The 14,922-nt window shown below is 68.3% G+C and carries 13 protein-coding genes; 5 read left to right on the top strand and 8 right to left on the bottom strand.

Features of this window, described 5'->3' with window-relative positions; genetic code table 11:
* Window positions 1-8 precede the first annotated feature (8 nt).
* Genes ACWF4Z_RS29975 through ACWF4Z_RS29965 form a run of 3 tightly spaced genes read left to right on the top strand, consistent with a single transcriptional unit; the run spans window position 9 to window position 2,286 of the window.
* On the top strand, window positions 9-815 hold the full coding sequence (locus ACWF4Z_RS29975; protein ID WP_452246514.1) for a GNAT family N-acetyltransferase: 807 nt from the start codon (window positions 9-11) through the stop codon (window positions 813-815).
* Entirely contained in the window at window positions 812-1,552 is a 741-nt protein-coding gene (locus tag ACWF4Z_RS29970; protein ID WP_452246513.1) for an SDR family oxidoreductase, read from the top strand. The genes ACWF4Z_RS29975 and ACWF4Z_RS29970 overlap by 4 nt, the downstream gene beginning before the upstream one ends.
* Before the next feature lie 11 nt (window positions 1,553-1,563).
* Entirely contained in the window at window positions 1,564-2,286 is a 723-nt protein-coding gene (locus ACWF4Z_RS29965) for a MerR family transcriptional regulator (protein ID WP_452246512.1), read from the top strand.
* On the opposite strand, the gene ACWF4Z_RS29960 is transcribed toward ACWF4Z_RS29965, so the two are convergent.
* Window positions 2,269-3,825 carry an adenylate/guanylate cyclase domain-containing protein gene (locus ACWF4Z_RS29960; RefSeq protein ID WP_452246511.1) on the bottom strand — a complete coding sequence of 519 codons (1,557 nt, stop codon included), beginning with the start codon at window positions 3,823-3,825 and terminating at the stop codon, window positions 2,269-2,271. The genes ACWF4Z_RS29965 and ACWF4Z_RS29960 overlap by 18 nt on opposite strands.
* A gap of 153 nt (window positions 3,826-3,978) precedes the next feature.
* Here ACWF4Z_RS29960 and ACWF4Z_RS29955 point away from each other — a divergent pair, with 153 nt between their 5' ends.
* Window positions 3,979-5,745, top strand: a complete 1,767-nt coding sequence (locus ACWF4Z_RS29955; protein ID WP_452246510.1) for a M1 family metallopeptidase — start codon at window positions 3,979-3,981, stop codon at window positions 5,743-5,745.
* A gap of 2 nt (window positions 5,746-5,747) precedes the next feature.
* Here the strand turns inward: ACWF4Z_RS29955 and ACWF4Z_RS29950 are convergent, their stop codons facing one another.
* Window positions 5,748-6,590, bottom strand: a complete 843-nt coding sequence (locus ACWF4Z_RS29950) for a GNAT family N-acetyltransferase (protein ID WP_452246509.1) — start codon at window positions 6,588-6,590, stop codon at window positions 5,748-5,750.
* A gap of 95 nt (window positions 6,591-6,685) precedes the next feature.
* Here ACWF4Z_RS29950 and ACWF4Z_RS29945 point away from each other — a divergent pair, with 95 nt between their 5' ends.
* Window positions 6,686-7,363: a GntR family transcriptional regulator gene (locus ACWF4Z_RS29945; protein ID WP_452246508.1), complete on the top strand. Its 678-nt coding sequence runs from the start codon at window positions 6,686-6,688 to the stop codon at window positions 7,361-7,363.
* On the opposite strand, the gene ACWF4Z_RS29940 is transcribed toward ACWF4Z_RS29945, so the two are convergent.
* From ACWF4Z_RS29940 to ACWF4Z_RS29915, 6 genes are all read right to left on the bottom strand, one after another.
* Complete coding sequence (locus tag ACWF4Z_RS29940; protein ID WP_452246507.1) at window positions 7,345-9,099, bottom strand: gamma-glutamyltransferase family protein; 1,755 nt, start codon at window positions 9,097-9,099, stop codon at window positions 7,345-7,347. The two genes, ACWF4Z_RS29945 and ACWF4Z_RS29940, sit on opposite strands and share 19 nt — an antisense overlap.
* Window positions 9,096-10,076: an ABC transporter ATP-binding protein gene (locus tag ACWF4Z_RS29935; protein WP_452246506.1), complete on the bottom strand. Its 981-nt coding sequence runs from the start codon at window positions 10,074-10,076 to the stop codon at window positions 9,096-9,098. The genes ACWF4Z_RS29940 and ACWF4Z_RS29935 overlap by 4 nt, the downstream gene beginning before the upstream one ends.
* On the bottom strand, window positions 10,076-11,053 hold the full coding sequence (locus tag ACWF4Z_RS29930; protein ID WP_452246505.1) for an ABC transporter ATP-binding protein: 978 nt from the start codon (window positions 11,051-11,053) through the stop codon (window positions 10,076-10,078). The genes ACWF4Z_RS29935 and ACWF4Z_RS29930 overlap by 1 nt, the downstream gene beginning before the upstream one ends.
* Window positions 11,050-11,931: an ABC transporter permease gene (locus tag ACWF4Z_RS29925; protein ID WP_452246504.1), complete on the bottom strand. Its 882-nt coding sequence runs from the start codon at window positions 11,929-11,931 to the stop codon at window positions 11,050-11,052. Before ACWF4Z_RS29925 ends, ACWF4Z_RS29930 begins: the two co-directional genes overlap by 4 nt.
* Window positions 11,931-12,884, bottom strand: a complete 954-nt coding sequence (locus ACWF4Z_RS29920) for an ABC transporter permease (protein WP_452246503.1) — start codon at window positions 12,882-12,884, stop codon at window positions 11,931-11,933. Before ACWF4Z_RS29920 ends, ACWF4Z_RS29925 begins: the two co-directional genes overlap by 1 nt.
* Before the next feature lie 172 nt (window positions 12,885-13,056).
* Window positions 13,057-14,748, bottom strand: a complete 1,692-nt coding sequence (locus tag ACWF4Z_RS29915; RefSeq protein ID WP_452246502.1) for an ABC transporter substrate-binding protein — start codon at window positions 14,746-14,748, stop codon at window positions 13,057-13,059.
* Between the last annotated feature and the right edge of the window lie 174 nt (window positions 14,749-14,922).

Raw genomic sequence — 14,922 nt, 5'->3', positions numbered from 1 at the left:
ATAGGCGGGTGGAGATCTCGAACCTCGGCTTCCGGACCGACTTGTTGCTGCTGCGGCTGAGCGGCAGCGTGCTCCACGACGCGGGGGAGTACGTCGTCGTGCGAACGCCCGAGAACCCCGGCTTCTGGTGGGGCAACTTCCTCTTGTTCCGTACGCCGTTCGCCCCCGGCGACGCCACGGCCCGGATCGACACGTTCCGCCAGGAGTTTCCGGCCGCGGAACATGTTGCCCTGGGCATCGACACCGTGGACGGCGCGATCGGTGCCGAGGGCGAGGTGGTCGCGGCCGGGCTCAGGATCGAGCCGAACGTGGTGATGACCGCGACCGAGGTCGTCCCACCGCGCCGACCGAACGGCGAGTCGACGTACCGGGTCCTCGCTGGTGACGACGACTGGGAGCAGTTGCTGCAGCTGGGTCTACGGACCGCGACGATGCAGGTCGACGACGAGTACGTGCTCTTCACCCGGCGGAAGCTGGTCGCGAAGCGGAAGCTGGTCGAGGCCGGGCACGGGCAATGGTTCGGCGCGTTCGACGGCGATCGGCTGCAGAGTTCGCTCGGGCTGATCTTCGACGGCGAGGGTGTTGCCCGGTTCCAGGATGTCCAGACGTCGGTGGAAGACCGTGGTCGCGGGCTGGCGAGCACGCTGGTCCATCGGGCCTCGACGTACGGACTCACCGAGGGTGGCGCGAAGACGCTGGTCATGGTCGCGGATCCGGAGTATCTCGCGATCCGGATCTACCGCGCGCTCGGATTCACCGACACCGAGACGCAGCTGGGGTTCGCGATCCCGCCCCGTGACAGGCTGGACGCATGACTGGACGTGGGGTTGCGCTGATCACTGGTGGAGGTCGCGGGATCGGTGCCGCAACGGCGCTGGCGCTCGCGGCCGACGGCTGGGACGTCGGCGTCAACTACCGGGCTCGTGCGGATGAGGCCGCCCGGGTTGTGAACGCCTGTGCGGAGCTCGGTCGGCGGGCGATCGCCGTACCGGCCGACGTGGTTGAAGCCGATCAGATCGAGCGGCTCTTCGACACCGTCACCGCTGAGCTCGGGCCCATCGGTGCCGTGATCAACAACGCCGGCATCGTGTCCCCGGCAGGCCGTGTCGCCGAGTACGACGCCGCCCGGCTTGACCGTGTCTTCCGTATCAACGCGATCAGTGCGTTCCTGGTCGCGGGTGCGGCAGTACGACGGATGTCCACGGCGTACGGCGGTTCCGGTGGAGTGATCGTCAACCTGTCATCACGGGCGGCCGTGCTGGGTGCGGCCGGTGAGTACGTCGACTATGCGGCCACCAAGGCGGCTGTCGATGCGCTCACGATCGGCCTGGCCGGCGAGGTCGCCAAGGAAGGTGTCCGCGTACTCGGCGTCCGCCCCGGCCTGATCGAAACCGACATCCATGCGCCCGGCCGGCTCGACCGCATGGGTACGACGCCGCCGCTCGGACGGCCTGGTGCGGCGGCGGAAGTCGCCGAGGTGATCGCGTTCCTGGCCTCGGACCGCTCGTCGTACATGACTGGAACGACCGTCGATGTCTCCGGTGGGCGATAGTCTCAGGCCCCATGGGATTGCGGCCGGTTGACCTCGCGCGGCAGGCGGGGGTTTCGACGCAGTTGGTGCGGAACTACGAGGCGGCCGGGATCCTGCCGCCGGCGCCGCGGTCCGCCACGGGGTACCGGCAGTATGGGCCCGAGCATCTGTCGGCGTTGCTGACGTACCGGGCGTTGGCGCCTGGGTTCTGGCCGGAGCCGGCGACCGAGATCATGCGGGCCGTGCATCGCGGCGACGAGGCCCAGGCCTACCGGCTGGTGGACGCCGCGCACGCGGCGCTGCATGAGCAGCGGTTGGCGACTGATGCCGCGAGCGAGGCGCTCGCCGCGATGGCTGCCGAATATGTCGACGAGCCGCCGCTGAGTGGGCCTTCGCTGCTCGTGGGGGAGTTGGCGCATCGGTTGGGTGTGCGTACGTCGGCGTTGCGGGTCTGGGAGGCGGCCGGATTGTTGGCGCCGATGCGGGAGCCCGGGACGAAATACCGGCGGTACGGGCCGGAGCAGGTGCGGGATGCGCGGATCATCCACATGCTGCGGCAAGGCCGGTATTCCTTCGAGCAGATCATGCCGGTGGTGGACGGATTGCGTCGCACCGGCAGCACGGAGGCGTTGCGGAACGCGATCGCCGAACGGCGTGCGGCCCACGACCGCCAAACCAGGGCGATGCTCCACGGGGCCTCGCGGCTCTACCAACTGATCGAAGACAGGGCTGATGAGCTAGTGCGGCACGGCTAGCTGGGTTGGTTGGGAGCGGCCGCGCACAGTGATCTCGGCTCCGGGCCGCCAGTGCTCGGCCTCCGTCGGCGCCGCGTCCGCGACGGCAGTCATCGAGGCGATCAATCGCCCGGGCGCCGACTTGGCGAGGTCGCTGAGTCGCGCGGCCTCGTTGACCGGATCACCGATCACCGTGTATTCGAGCCGCCGTACGTCGCCGACCGTGCCGGCCACCACGATCCCGGCCGTCACCCCGATGCCGGCCGTTGCCTCCGGCAACTCTTCGGTCAGCCGCCGGGCCAGCTCGCGTCCCGCCGACAGAGCGCTCCCCGCGGCATCCGGAAGCTCGGCCGGCGCGCCGAAGATCGCCAGCGCCGCATCACCGGCGAACTTGTTGACGAACCCGCCCTCGCGGTCCACCTCGTCGACCACGATCGCGAAGAACCGGTTGAGCAACTGCACGACCTCGGTCGGCGGCCGGTTGGCAGCCAGCTCGGTCGAGCCGACCAGGTCGACGAAGAGCACCGCGACGAACCGCTCCTCGCCGCCGAGCCGATCACTGGACAGTGCCTCCTGAACGACGCCAGGCCCGACGTATCGCCCGAACACGTCCCGGATCCGCTCGCGCTCACGGAGACCGTCGGCCATCCGGTTGAAGCCCGCCTGCAGTGAGCCGAGCTCGGTACCGTCGAAGACCGGAATGCTTACGTCCAGCTTCCCCTCGCCGATCAGGTTCAACGCGGTCCGCACCGAGCGGACCGGTGCCACCACGGAACGGGCCGACAGCAAGGTCAGCAGCCAACCGTTGCCCAGCGCCACGATGCCCACGGCAAGCATCACGACCGAGAGCCGCGTGGACGAGACATCGCCCTCGACGAGCGCGAGGAATCCGGTCAGCATCAGCCCGGCCACCGGTACCCCGGAACCGACCGCCCAGAAGAAGACCATCCGCGCCTCGAGACCGGCGGCGAGCATTCGGCGGGGCGGGGGCGAGTCGACCAGCGCTCTGGCCGCGACCGGCCGGAGCGCGAACTCGGTCAACAGGTAGGAGACCGCACAGGTGACGATCATGCCGTCGAAGACCGTGACCGCGACCCGCAGCGCGTTCTCGGGTTGAAGGACGATCGCCATCGTGGTGAAGATCAGCACACCGATCAGCCAGAGCAGCACCTCGATCGCCGTCAGCCGCAGCGGCAGCTGAAGGGTGGCGATCTGATCCTTGCGGGTGGCCGGCTGCTCCAGGTCCACCCACTTCGTCACCCGCCGCGTGAGCCGCGTGCTCCACACGCAGCCGACCGTCACCGCGACCAGGAAATACAGCGGTACGACGATGCCCTCGGCGAGCTGGAGCTGGTCGAGCAGCGGCGGACCCGGCAGCACGAACGACGCGAGGATGAACACGACCGCGGCGCCGATCAGGTTGGTCCCGATCGAGAACGTCGTCATCAGCACCTGCAGCCGTACGCGCAGCCGCCGGGCGCTCTGGTCGGCCGGGCCGAGCAGCCAGGAACCGAACGGCCGCCTTTTCAGCACCAGCTCGGGACTTCCGTGCGTGAGCATAGTGACAGTCTGCTATTCGAGCTGCATAAAGTGGCAATTCCGTCAGGATCAAACCGGGGTTTTGGCACCATGGTGCGGCTGGCTCAGAATGGCCGCCTCATCGGGCGTAGGCGTGGGTACTGTTCCCCGGACAACTGACTCGGGGAGTTATCCGTGACGCACGATCGCCACTCCTACGCCGAACCAGCATTGGTCCGGACCACCCATCTCGAGCTCGATCTCGCGCTGGATTTCAGCGCGAAGGTGCTCGCTGGTACGGCCACGCACACGCTCGCCTGGTCGGGTTCCGGGGACCGGTTCGTCCTCGACACGCGCGACCTCACGGTGCTCGCGGTCGAAGGCGCGTCGTCGGGCGACTGGGAGCCCCTGGAGTACAGCCTCGCCCTGCCGGACCAGGAGCTCGGCTCGGCACTGACCATCCGGACGGCTCACCACGAGCGGGTGCGGATCAGCTACCGGACCGCTCCGACGGCGACCGGTCTGCAGTGGCTGGAGCCGTCGATGACGGCCGGTGGCGTGCTGCCGTTCATGTTCAGTCAGTCGCAGGCAATCCACGCGCGCAGCTGGGTCCCCGTGCAGGACACTCCGAGCGTCCGCTTCAGTTATGCGGCGCACGTGACCGCACCGCCGGAGCTGATGGTCCTCATGAGTGCCGACAACGGGACGACGTCGCGGCGCACGGGTTCGTACGACGTGGTGATGCCCGAGCCGATTCCGTCGTACCTGCTGGCGATCGCTGCCGGTGACCTGGTGTTCGAGCCGATCGGCGAGCGGTCCGGGGTGTGGGCCGAGCCGGAGATGGCGCGGCGGGCAGCGACCGAGTTCGCCGACACCGAGGAGATGATGCGGGTCACCGAGGAGCTCTTCGGTCCGTACCGATGGGGTCGCTACGACCTCCTCGTGCTGCCGCCGTCGTTCCCGTACGGCGGGATGGAGAACCCGCGGATGACGTTCGCGACGCCGACCGTGGTGATCGGGGACAAGTCGCTGGTCAGCGTCGTCGCGCACGAGCTGGCGCACAGCTGGTCCGGAAACCTGGTCACCCAGGACAGCTGGGACGACATCTGGCTGAACGAGGGCTTCACGTCGTACGTCGAGAACCGGATCGTCGAGGCGGTGTACGGCGCCGAGTTCGCGGTCATGGAGACGGCGATCAAGCAGCACGCGACGGTCGTGAAGCTGGACCCGCTGACGCCGGCCGAGCTGGCGGTCGAGCTGCCGGGGCTCAACCATGGCTCCGAGTACCACGGACAGACCGCGACCGGGCCGTTGAAGGGGTCGTGGTTCCTGTCGTGGCTGGAGGAGCGGTTCTCGCGGGAGGTGTTCGATCCGTTCCTGCGTGGGTATTTCGACCGGTTCGCGTTCCGCAGCATCAACACCGACGACTTCGTGGCACACCTGCGGGAGCACCTGCTCGAGCCGCACCCTGGGGTCGTGACCGCGGCGGAGCTGTCGGCGTGGCTGCATGAGCCGGGCATCCCGCCGTTCGCGCGGCGTGCGGTGTCGGAGCGCTTCCAGGCGGTGGACGAGGCTCGGACGCGGTGGCTGACGACCGGGGAGCTCCCGGGTGGCGCGGCGCAGTGGACGACGCAGGAGTGGCTGCGATTCCTCGATGCAGCTCCCGACGTACTGAGTCCGTTGCTGTTGCAGCAGCTCGATCGCGCGTTCGGTCTGACTGGCACGGCGAACGGTGAGATCGCGCGGCGCTGGTACCAGATCGTTGCCGCGAGCAGCTACGAGGCGGCGTACGCCGAACTGGCCGAATTCCTCACCAAGGTAGGCCGGATGAAGCTGGTCCTCCCGGTCTACCGGGCGCTGGCCGGCACGGACCGCGCCTTCGCCGCCGAGGTCTTTGCCAAGGCCCGCCCTGGCTACCACCCGATCACCACAGCCGCAGTCCAGAAGATCCTGGGTCAGTAGGGTCAGAGCGTCAACGCGCGCCGATGGATGGTTGCGGTGGGCTCATAGCCGAGGTGCGCGTTGAGCCGGCGCATGGCGGTGTTGGTGTCGACTGTGTCGGTGCAGACGGCGGCGAGGTCGGGAAAGCGCAGGCGGGTCTGACGGATCTGCTCGACCTTCATCCACCGGGCCAGGCCACGACCGCGGTGTTCGCGGAGTACGGCGGTGCCGTAGTGCTGGCCCTCGCCCGTGCCATCACCCGGTACGACGAGCTCGGTGAAGCCGACGATTGAGCCCGTGGATTCGTCGACGGCTGCGACAGTCATCAGCTGCTCACCACGCTGCTCGATGACCTGGGCGGCGTGCCGGGTCCGCTCGACGTCCCACAGGTCCTCGCCGTACGAGATGTCCCCGGTCGGTGCGTCGTTCATACCGGTCCGCGCGTCGGTGAACGTCTGCAGCAACGGGTCGGGTACGACGCCACGCCACGAGACCAGGTGATAGCCCCGGACGTCGTCGGCCTTGGGGTCCGCGTCAGCCAGGCGGAGCCGCGCGTACACCAGGGTCAGGCCGATCGCGAAGCCGTTGTGTTGGAGGAAGAGGTCGGCGGGGGAGCCGGCGGTCGCGTCCGCGAGCAGAGTGCGGACGTTGTGCTCGCGGGCGGCGCCGGCGGCCGCGTCGAGCAACCGTGAACCGATGTGCCGACGACGTTCGGCCGGGTGCACGTTGAGCTGGAGCTCGGCCAGATGCGACATCGACTCGCGGCTGTTGAGACGCAGGAACGCGGACCCGACCGGGTTGCCGTCGGCGTCCGAGGCGAGCCAGGCGATCCGGCGACTGAACGGCCGGTAGTCGGGATCCGTCAAAGGCGTCAGTCTGATATTCAAGCCGCCAACATAAACCGAGCGCGTGTCATATCCGCTACCGTGGCGCGGAAGCCAACGGGGAGAGGGAGTTCGGGGTGGTGGAGTTGAGTGAGGTTGCGGTGCGGACGATCGGCGCCGACCATGTGGCTCTGCGCGAGCAGGTGCTCACGGAGCTGCGCCGGCGGATCGTCGACGGCGACTACGCCCAGGGCGAGCGGCTGACCGAGACCCGGCTCGCGGACGACTTCGGAGTGTCCCGCAACCCTGTGCGTGAGGCGCTGCGGGTGGTTGAGGCCGAGGGGTTCGTCCAGATCCTGCCTCGCCGCGGGGCTGTGGTGGTGACTCTCGACGAAACAGCCGTGCGTGACCTCTTCGCCGTACGCGCGCAGTTGGAGACGCTCGCCGGCGGACTGGCTGCAGAGCGGGCGACGCTGGAGGACGTGGCACGACTGCGCCGGTTGCTGGATGAGGCGAGCGCCGCGACGGACGCGGAGGATTTCGACCAGGTCGCAGAGTTGAACAGCACGTTCCACCGCGCGGTGATCGAGATCAGCGGCAACCGCTGGCTGCTGTCGATGTCCGCCGCGATGTACCACCACGTGCACTGGGTCTTCCGGGTCGGCGCCGCCCAGCGCGCACCGCATTCCTGGCAGGAACACATCCGCCTCGTCGACGCCATCGCGGCCGGCGACCCCGCGGCCGCGACGAGCGCGGCGCGGGATCACGTCGAAGCGGCCGCCAAGGCGGCGCTGGCTCAGCGGCCGACCGCGTAGCCCTGCATCCCGCGCGGGTTGGCCGCCGCGGCCAACACCCCGTCGGCCTCCTTCCGTACGGCGCACAACCGGCCGAGGCTCCACGCATCACCTTCGGTCACGACGTGCCCCCGTCGTACCAGCTCGTCGCGTACGGCGGCGCCGAGACGACTCTCGATCACCAGCCCGCCCGGCTCGGTGGCGCGCGGGTAGAACGACGATGCGAAGCCGGTCGTGTGCCAAGCCGGCGCGTCGATCGCCTCCTGCAGATCCATCCCGCCGCCCAGATGACGTAGCAGGAAGAGCAACTGCCACTGGTCCTGCTGATCGCCACCCGGCGACCCACACGCCATCACGGGCTGCCCGTCCCGCAGGACCAGCGTGGGCGTCAGCGTCGTCCGCGGGCGCTTGCCTGGCGCAAGCGAGGCCGGCAGGCCCTCCTCCAGCCAGAACATCTGCGCACGGCTGCCGAGGCAGAACCCGAGCTCCGGAATCGTCGGCGAGGACTGCAGCCAGCCGCCGCTCGGCGTCGCCGAGATGAGGTTGCCCCACCGATCGATCACGTCGACATGGCAGGTGTCTCCGCGCGTCTCCCCGGTCGGGGCCACGGTCGGTTCGCCGGTACTCGCGTCACCCTTGTTGCCTAGGGCAATCGACGGCAGGACCGGCTGACGGCCGTCGGGAGAGCCGGGCCGCTGCTCCAGCGACGCCTTCGACCCGACCAGCTTGGCCCGCTCCGCGGCGTAAGCGGGGGACAGGAGCGTGTCCAGGGGCACGTCGGTGCTGTCGCCGTACCAGGCCTCGCGATCCGCATACGACAGCTTCATCACCTCGACAGTCGTGTGCACGCCCTCGGCGCTGTCCAGGTCGAGGTCACCGAGCTCGGTGAGTACGGCAAGCGACTGCAGCAGCGCCGGTCCCTGGCCCCAGGGACCGGTCTTCGCGACCGTGTACCCGTTCCAGTCGACCGTGGCCGGGTCCTCCCACGTCGCCTCGAACGACGCCAGGTCCTGCCCGGTGATCAACCCACCGTGATCCGAACCGCTCGAGTCCCGATGCGGCAACCGCGAGAACTTGTCGACCGCCTCCGCAACGAACCCCTCCCGCCACGTCTTCCGGGCCTGCTCGATCTGCGCGACCCGATCCGCGCCCGCCGACTCGCCCTCGATCACGAGCTTCTCGAGGGTCGCGGCGTACGCCTCGTTGCGGAACCTGCCCGTCGGTGCCTGCCCGTCCTTCAACCACAACGCTGCTGATGTCGGCCAGTGCTCCTCGAACAACTGCTGCACAGTGCGAACCGTGTCGCCGACCCGTGGCACCAGGGGATGACCGTTGCGCGCGTAGTCGATCGCCAGCTCCAGTACGACGCGCAGCGGCAGCGTCCCGTGATCACGCAGCAGGAGCAGCCATGCGTCGACGGCACCCGGCACTGTGGCGGCCAGCGGTCCAGAACCGGGTACGAGCGTCAGCCCGAGCGACCTGTAGTGCTCGATGGTCGCACCGGCCGGAGCAACGCCCTGACCGCACAGCACCCTCGGAGTGGGGTCATCGGCCGTAGCGATGATGCCCGGCACCTCACCGCCCGGTCCGTTGAGATGTGGCTCCACCACGTGCAGCACGAACCCCGCGGCGGCGGCCGCGTCGAACGCGTTCCCGCCCAGCTCCAGGATCCGCATCGCCGACTGCGACGCCAGCCAATGCGTCGACGAGACCATCCCGAACGTCCCGCGCAGCGTGGGCCGGGTGGTGAAGGTCATGCGCTCACTCCTTCGTTGCGTACGTCTGGGCCGGTGCCGTCGTCGTTCACCAGATGGCAGGCCACCTGGTGTCCACCTTCGCCGATCACTCGCGACTCCGGTACGACTGTCCGGCATTTGTCCACGGCGACCGGGCATCGCGTGTGGAAGCGGCAGCCGGCCGGAGGGTCGATGGCCGACGGGAGGTCGTCACCGAGCAGAACCGGCTTCCGTGCGCGCTGCTCGGTCGGATCCGGTACGGGCGCAGCCGACAACAGGGCCTGGGTATATGGATGGGCCGGTACGCCGAAGATTCGCGCCCGCGGACCCTGCTCGACCAACTGGCCCAGGTACATCACCGCGACCTCGTCGGCGAGGTACTCGACCGCGGACAGGTCGTGGGTGATGAACAGGCAGGCGAACCCCAGGTCGCGTTGCAGGTCCGCGAGCAGGTTGAGCACTGCTGCCTGGACCGACACATCGAGCGCGCTCGTCGGCTCGTCTGCCACGAGTAGACGTGGCTCTGAAATCAGGGCGCGGGCAATGCTGACCCGTTGACGCTGCCCGCCGGACAACTCGTGCGGTGAGCGCTGTGCGACCTCGGGGCGTAGGCCAACCCGGCGGAGTGCCTCAGCCACCTTGGCCGGGATGTCCTTGCGGCGCATAAGCCGGAGTGGTTCGCCGACGATGTCTCCGACCGACAGCCGTGGGTCCAGCGACCCCGCCGGGTCCTGGAACACGATGGAGACGTCTCGCCGGTGCGGCCTGAGTTGACGGCGGTTGAGGTGAGTGATGTCGGCGTCCGCGAGTCTGATAGTGCCATCGCTCGGCTCGAGCAGTCTGACGATGCACCTGCCGACTGTGGACTTTCCGGAGCCGCTTTCGCCTACCAGCGCGACTACGGACCCTTGACGGATCCGCAGCGTCACGCCGTCGACCGCGCGGACCGGTCCGAAGTGCATGACCAGGTCTTCGACCTCTAGAGCCAGAGCGTCCATCAGACCTCCACTGGTTCTCGAACCGGGTTCCAGCACGCCACTCGGTGCGGACCAGGGGTCAGCTCGGGCTGGGACGTCGTACAGGTGTCGAGGGCTCTTGGGCAGCGGTCGGCGAACGTGCAGGCGTCGGGCTGTTCCGTGAGTACAGGCACCAGGCCGGGGATCTCGTTGAGGCGATGGGTCCCAGCGTGGCGGCCCGCCGCGGGCGATGCACCAAGGAGACCGGTGGTGTACGGGTGCTGTGGATGCGCGAACAGGTCGTGGACCTCGGCGGTCTCGACGACGCGTCCGGCGTACATGACGGCTACTCGATCGGCGAGGTCCGCGACGACGCCGAGGTCGTGGGTGATCAAGACGATGCTGGTGCCGAGTCGTTCGCGCAGTTCACGCAGTACGTCGAGGATCCCGGCCTGGATCGTGACGTCGAGGGCTGTGGTCGGCTCGTCGGCGATCAGCACCTTGGGATCGCACGCGACGGCCATCGCGATCATCACGCGCTGCCGCATCCCACCCGAGAGTTGGTGCGGGTAGTCGCTGAAGCGTCGTTCGGCCGAGGGGATGCCGACGAGCTTGAGCAGCTCGATCGAGCGGTCGCGGGCGGCGTGACGGCTGAGGCCGACGTGGGTGCGGAGGACTTCGCTGATCTGGTAGCCGACGGTGAAGACCGGGTTCAGCGAGGTCATCGGCTCCTGGAAGATGTACGCGATCTCGCGGCCGCGGATCGACCGGAGCGTGCGCTTGCCGGCGCCGATGAGCTCGACCCCGTCGAGCGTGACCGACCCGTCGACGGTCGCGGTCCGGGGGAGCAGACCGGCCAGGCTCATCGCCGTGACGCTCTTCCCGCACCCCGATTCGCCGACGATCGCGAGGACCTCACCGTCGGCCACCTCGAAACTGACCTGGTCGACGGCCGACAGGCGACCGCCCTCGGTCCGGAAGGTGACGGAAAGATCTTTGACCTGCAGAACCGGTGTCATCGGCGGCTCGCTTTCGGATCGAGCGCGTCCCGGAGGCTGTCGCCGACGATGTTGAACGCGAGCGTCAGCAACATGATCGCGACGCCCGGCATGACCGCCGCCCACGGCGCCCGCGCCGCGAACTGCTGGGCGTCGGACAGCATCGTGCCCAGGCTCGGCGCCGGCGGCTGGATGCCGAGCCCGAGGAACGACAGCACCGCCTCGCCGAGGATCGCGGCCGGGATCGCGACTGTGGCCTGCACGATGATCACCGAGGCGGCGTTCGGCAGGATGTGCCGCCCCAGCACCCACGCGTCACCGGCGCCTTCGACGATCGCGGCCGCGACGAAGTCGAGCGACTTCAGCCGGAGCGTCTCCGACCGGACGATCCGGATCACACCGGGGATCTGGGCGATGCCGATCGCGATCGCCGCGTTGCCGAGACTCGCGCCGCGGATCGCCGCCAGCCCGACCGCGAGGATCAGGAACGGGAACGCGAGCACCAGATCGGTGAGCCGCGAGATCAGCGCGTCGATCGCCCGGAAGTAGCCGGCCATCAGACCGAGCGGTACGCCGATGACGAGCGAGGTCGCGACCGCGAGCAGTCCGACGTGGAGCGATGCCCGCAGCCCGAACATGATCCGGGTCAACACATCGCGGCCGAGGTCGTCCGTACCGAGCAGGTAGCCGGCGGTTCCCGGCGGTGCGAAGGCGCGATCGAGGTGTGTCTGGGTGGGATCGTGCGGTGCGAGCCAGGGCGCGAACACGGCCAGGATGACGGCGATGCACAGTACGACGAGACCGGTGATCGCGAGCGGGTTGCGGAGCATCCGTCGTACCACCTTGCTCCGGTTGGTACGCAGCGGAGTCCCGGCGGTGACTGCTTCGGCGACAGCCATCAGGCCTCACCCCGGACGCGGATCCTCGGATCGATCACGGAGTACAGCAGGTCGACCAGGAGATTGATGACGATGTAGGCGGTCGCGGTCACGAGGACGACGGCCTGGATGACGGGATAGTCGCGTTGGAAGACGGCGTCGACGGTGAGCTTGCCGAAGCCGGGAAGGGCGAAGATGCGCTCGGTCACCACCGCGCCGGAGATCAGTGCGCCGAGTTGGAGGCCGACGATCGTGACCACGACGATCAGGCTGTTGCGCAGGGCGTGCCGGCCGATGACCGCGCTCGGTGGGAGGCCCTTGGCTTCCGCCGTACGGATGTAGTCCGCGCTCAGCGCGTCGAGCATGGACGATCTGGTTTGGCGCATGATCACGGCGGCGAGCCCGGTGCCGAGGATGAGAGCTGGCAGGACCAGGTGATGCAGGTTGGCGATCGGGTTGCTGAAGAACGGTACGAAGCCGGAGGCGGGAAACAGGCCCAGGGCAACGGACAGGTAGAGGATCGCCATCAGGCCGAGCCAGAAGTTCGGTACGGACAGACCGAGCAGGGCGAGCGCGTTGGCCGCCCATTCGGCCGGACGACCTCGTCGTACGGCGGCGACCACGCCGGCACCGACTCCGATCACGCTCGCTACCAGCAGCGCCAGTACGGACAGCTCGATGGTCACGGGCAACGCGCTGACGATCATCGTCCGGACCGGCTCACCGGTCCGGATCGACTGCCCGAGATCACCGCGGGCCGCGTGACTGACGAACTGCCAGAACTGCACGAGCCACGACTGATCCAGCCCGTACTGCTCCCGAATCGCCCGCAACGACTCCGGATCCCGATCCTCCCCGGCCAAAGCAAGCGCCGGATCCCCAGGCAACGCCCTGACCCCGACAAACACCACAATCGTCGCCAAAACCAAGGTCAGCCCCGACTGCCACAACCGATGCAACAGATACCGCCTCAAAAGCTGACCTCCACCTGACAAGGACTGCTGGGGGAGTGGTTCTGCAGGCCATCACAATCGATGGTTGCGGTGGAGATCAGGCGTGACTCTAGTGCCGGACGGCGACTGTGATGGTCTGGAGATCCGAGCCCGACCGACCTCCCTCTCCTCTTTCCTTCCTTCATTTGGTCTGTCATTTGGCGAAGCCGGCGAAGGCTGTTCTGATGACGCCGTCGGGGTAGACCTGGATGCCGAGGAGTTTCTTGGAGACGCCGGTGAGGTTGCGCTGGCGGTACATGTAGATGAGCGGGTCGTCCTGCTGCAGCTTGGTGACGACATCGCCGTACAACTTGACCCGCTGGGCCTGGTCGGTCGACTGCCGAGCGTCCGTGAGCAGCTTGTCGACCTCAGGGCTGCTGTAGCCGGCGACGTTCTGACTGCCGGTGGTGCCGACGAAGTTGAAGATGTTCGCGTCCGGGTCGACCCGTCCGGACCACCCGAGTTGCAGGAGCTCGAAGTCGCCACGGTCCTGCTGGTCGAGCAGCGAGGCGTACTCGACCGGCTTGATCACCAGGTCGAACCCACCCTCCTTCACCATCGCCTGCAGCGCCTGCGCGAGCCGCAGGCTGTCGGGGTTGTTCGAGGTGATCATCGTGACCTTGTACGGCGTACTCACCCCCGCGTCCTGCAGCAGCTGCTTGGCCTTCGCGGGGTCATGCGCCGGGCAGACCTGCGCGGCGTCGGAGGTGAACTCGCTCTTGGGCGAGACCGGCGAACAGGCGACAGTGTTCAGGCCGTTGAAGATCGACTTCACCAGGGCAGCGCGGTCGATCGACAGGTCAAGGGCCTGCCGGACGCGGGGATCCTTCGCGATCGGGGTGTCGAGCTGCTTGAGCGGATTCCCGATACCGTTCGCATTCGCGATGTTGATCGTCAGGCCCTGGTACCCGAGTGACTGCGACTGCAGCACGGTCATCGTGCTGTCCTTCTGCAGCGACGGCGCGTCCTGGCTCGACAGCGAGTCCGCGACCTGCGCGTCACCGGACTTCAGGTTGGCCGACCGGATGCTCGAGTCGGTGATGATCCGGTACTCGATCGCGTCCAGGTGCACCTTGGCGGCGTCGTAGTACAGCGGATCCTTGACGACCTTGATCGAGTTCTGCGCGACCCGGCTGGCGAACTTGAACGGCCCGACGCAGACCGGTGCGGTGGAGAAGTTCGCGCCGAGCTTGGCGACCGCGGCCGGGCTGAGGACCATCCCGGCCCGGTCGGCCAGCGCTGCGGTCAGCGGCGCGAACGGCTTGGACAGCTTGATCACCACGGTGTTCGCGTCCGGGGTCTCGATCGACGTGATCGGGCCGAGTTCGCTCTTGCGGCCGGAGCCGGCCAGCGTCAGCCCGCGGTTGATCGTGACCTTCACCGCGTTCGAGTCGAGCGGGGTGCCGTCGGCGAACTTCACGCCCTGCTTGAGTGGGATGCTCAGGCTGAGGCCGTCGGCGGAGATCGTCGGCAACGCGGTCGCGAGCTGCGGCACGATCTTGGCGTCCGAGCTGAGGTCGTACAACTTCTCGCACATCGTGTGGAACACGTACCGCGAGTACAGGCTGCGTGACAGCGTCGGGTCGAGCTTGTCCGGGTCGGCCGAGAGCGCGACCGTCAGCGTGCCGCCCTGCTTCACCTGCGATGCGTCGGCCGGCTCGCCGAACACGTCCTGACCCGAGGCCGGACTGCTCCCGCCACTGGTGTCGTTGCCGGCCGGCTCCACCGGGGAGCAGGCGGTGCCGATCACGGCCAGGGCGATCACCCCCGCGACGGCTCCGGCCGCGGTACGGCGGCGGCTGGACCAGCTGAAGCGGTTCAGTGCGAACAGAAGTCGACGAGTCATCGCGCACTCCTCGGTAGGCGGTGCCACCGACTGTTTCATGTATACAAGGCCGGTGCGCAAGTGATTCGGCGAGTTTGACTGAACCTTTTCCCGGTCCCCGCCGTACCCCGAGTAGAACGTTCAACGCCGACTGCCACCCTGGCCGCCGGAGGCTGGTGCGCGGCCTCCGACGGC

Source organism: Kribbella sp. NPDC055071 (assembly GCF_053608045.1).
Note: the sequence above shows the minus strand (reverse complement) of the source record. Positions and strands in the feature narration are given on the sequence as shown.

Bases quoted from the DNA above. Each gene is read 5' to 3' on its own strand.
- ACWF4Z_RS29940 (WP_452246507.1), bottom strand. From the start codon at position 9,099: ATGACCTTCACCACCCGGCCCACGCTGCGCGGGACGTTCGGGATGGTC.
- ACWF4Z_RS29915 (WP_452246502.1), bottom strand. From the start codon at position 14,748: ATGACTCGTCGACTTCTGTTCGCACTGAACCGCTTCAGCTGGTCCAGC.
- ACWF4Z_RS29935 (WP_452246506.1), bottom strand. From the start codon at position 10,076: ATGGACGCTCTGGCTCTAGAGGTCGAAGACCTGGTCATGCACTTCGGA.
- ACWF4Z_RS29930 (WP_452246505.1), bottom strand. From the start codon at position 11,053: ATGACACCGGTTCTGCAGGTCAAAGATCTTTCCGTCACCTTCCGGACC.
- ACWF4Z_RS29925 (WP_452246504.1), bottom strand. From the start codon at position 11,931: ATGGCTGTCGCCGAAGCAGTCACCGCCGGGACTCCGCTGCGTACCAAC.
- ACWF4Z_RS29970 (WP_452246513.1), top strand. From the start codon at position 812: ATGACTGGACGTGGGGTTGCGCTGATCACTGGTGGAGGTCGCGGGATC.
- ACWF4Z_RS29965 (WP_452246512.1), top strand. From the start codon at position 1,564: ATGGGATTGCGGCCGGTTGACCTCGCGCGGCAGGCGGGGGTTTCGACG.
- ACWF4Z_RS29960 (WP_452246511.1), bottom strand. From the start codon at position 3,825: ATGCTCACGCACGGAAGTCCCGAGCTGGTGCTGAAAAGGCGGCCGTTC.